3 protein-coding genes are annotated in these 2,491 nt (G+C 41.2%); all 3 read right to left on the reverse strand.

Annotated features, from left to right (window positions below; all coding sequences use genetic code 11):
• Positions 1-662 precede the first annotated feature (662 nt).
• Positions 663-1,133: a DinB family protein gene (locus KTG14_RS17695; RefSeq protein ID WP_216972107.1), complete on the reverse strand. Its 471-nt coding sequence runs from the start codon at positions 1,131-1,133 to the stop codon at positions 663-665.
• Positions 1,134-1,184: 51 nt separating this feature from the next.
• On the reverse strand, positions 1,185-1,958 hold the full coding sequence (locus tag KTG14_RS17700; protein WP_216972108.1) for a Cof-type HAD-IIB family hydrolase: 774 nt from the start codon (positions 1,956-1,958) through the stop codon (positions 1,185-1,187).
• A gap of 273 nt (positions 1,959-2,231) precedes the next feature.
• Positions 2,232-2,491 (reverse strand): transposase (locus KTG14_RS17705; RefSeq protein ID WP_216972109.1); only part of this gene is annotated, 260 nt, incomplete at its 5' end.

Genomic DNA, 2,491 nt, shown 5'->3' on the forward strand with positions numbered 1-2,491 from the left:
TTTAATCTAGTTTAGCGTTTACACATTAGCTTTTGCGATTGGTAATCAATCACCCGATTTCTAGATATCTTCAGCTTTCTAGCAATCGCGCTATTCGTAAATCCCGCGCTGCGTAGTTGGTGAATCTCGTTGTAAATCATAAACTTTTCCACTCCTCATTCCTCACTTTCAATAGACTCTCTCAAGTATATTAAAAGTGCTTAGGTATCGGTAAACTGTTGATTCTTAATTGGCGGAATCTGTTTACCGTTATTTGTGGAAAACTGTTTAATCTAGTTTAGCGTTTACACATTAGCTTTTGCGATTGGGAGACACTACGCAGTCATTGTAGAAAATGGTTGGGCCGCACTGATAATGTGGTATATTTTCCCCTTTGTATTTATAATCGGACTCATTATGTTACTTGTTGGTATTTATAAGAAAGAAGAAACAAAAATAGTGTAAGTGATCAAAGTAATACAAGCAATGAAGAAATTTACCATTAAGACTTCTAAGAAATAGTTTAGTTGAGTTATTTTGACAGTTGATCAGTTTACATATCATGAGGTTATCGGAAGTTGTAGTCCTCTGTACAGGCATTTAAAAGAAAGAGAGGTTGCTTGAAACAGTAACCTCTCTTTTAAGTGCAAAACGCAGACTAGTCATTGAGAGTTGATTTGGAGTTAAACCAATTCCCTAAAAATCAGATCCGAGGAAATCGGCTTTAATCCTATTTCTCTGGACCAGACAGATAGTTGGCCGATGTGATGGATTTCATGTGCTGAAATATGTCTCAACACTTTCCCATATGATAACGACTTAATGGAGCCGTCTTTTCTTTTCAATTCCAAAACCTTTTCCGGCCCGTCCATGGGAAGGGATTGCAAAAAATGAAGTGTTTCCGATTGGGTATGAGCAGCAAATGCCATCACCTCTTGTAACGTGGTGACGGCATTCAGGTCATTGACCTGGACGGGAGTACCTTGCAATTGGTTAATCCAAATTTGCTCACAATCAACCACGTGATACAAATTATGCAGGATGCTGCCCATCCCACCGACTCTTTTCCTCGTTAGTTCTTCATTTAACAGAGAACCACACCACTCGAACCATTCTTCTCTGATTTGCCAATTGTATAAAAACATTTCGATCATTTGAATGACTCCTCACTTGTTTAGCTTCTCATGTTAATCCGTCTAGCACAGTTAGATGATTTGAAACTCTCTTAAGGCATATTCGATTCCACCATCAGCTGCAGTCTTGGTGACAAAATCCGCTGCAGCCTTCAATCGATCGCTGCCATTCCCCATGGCAATGCCTAACCCTACGACTTCTAGCATGTCGATGTCATTGTTGCCATCACCAAAGGCAATGGCTTCCGATGGATCGAGTCCGAAATTATCCAAGACACTTTCAATCGCTGCAGACTTTGAGACTTCCCGGTCGAGCACATTCACGATATAGGGATGCCAACGATGGAAGGTGAGATGAGGGAATTGCTGGATGTACTTGTCGGTCATCTCTTCATCCGCAAATAAACAAAGCAAGAACACTTCCTTTTCGTGAATCAAAGGATTAACCATGGGATACTCGTGCAGCGACAAAGTTTCTTTCAGTGCCGCTAATATTCGGGGATCTCGTACATCTGTCATGGTTAATTCTTCGGTATAAAACGATAGCGCATGCTTTTCAGTTTGTGCGAACGCCATTACTTCCTGCAGGATAACAGAATCCAGCGGCACTTTATGTATAACTTCTTTCCCGTGTGTAACATATCCACCATTGGAGGTGACGAACAGCTCAATGCCTAGGTCGCGGATTTCATCGCACATGGACAATGGCCTGCCCGTGGCAGCCACTAGTTTGATTCCCTTTCGCTTCAACTCGGAGATGGCAACTTTTGTACTCTTGGAGATAGAGTTCTCGTGATAGTCCTTGAGCGTGCCATCAATATCAAAAAAGACAATTTTATAAGTCATAGGGATCTCCTTAATCGTATAAAGTAGTTGCGTTTTTTTAGAAAGCATAAAGAGGGTATTTCATAATTTTTCCATTAATTTAATTTTATAACTTTGAATTAACTTTCACAATAGGCTCAAGAGAGCTTAATTGAATTTTTCTATAGTATGATTAGTTAACATATGACACCTTATCGGAAGAAGCTTAAGCTTCTTCTTCAGCTTGTTGAGAAACTCATTTTGTATGTGACTGGCTATTGGCGAGTCAGAAATACATGGGTTTCCAGTTGATTTTTAGGCCCTCTTGCTAAGCAAGAGGGCCATTTTCTTGATGTTTTGCGTCGCGGCGGTCAGATATGCTTGTTCTTGGACAGACTGGTGCCCGCGTCGCCTTGCGTATCGAAAACCATGAAGTTCTTTCGCATCGGCGAAACTCCGTTCAATCGTCTGGCTGCGCAGGCGGTACAGTTTTTTYCCACTGACCGTGTTGGTGTTGATCCGAACTTGTTTCTTATAAGACTCCCAAACATGTCGCGTGATCGTCCGCTGTGTCG

Source organism: Planococcus sp. CP5-4_YE, from assembly GCF_019042655.1.
Lineage (GTDB): Bacteria > Bacillota > Bacilli > Bacillales_A > Planococcaceae > Planococcus.

Excerpts from the sequence above, each read along its gene's own strand:
- KTG14_RS17695 (WP_216972107.1), bottom strand. The coding sequence starts at position 1,133 with ATGATCGAAATGTTTTTATACAATTGGCAAATCAGAGAAGAATGGTTC.
- KTG14_RS17700 (WP_216972108.1), bottom strand. The coding sequence starts at position 1,958 with ATGACTTATAAAATTGTCTTTTTTGATATTGATGGCACGCTCAAGGAC.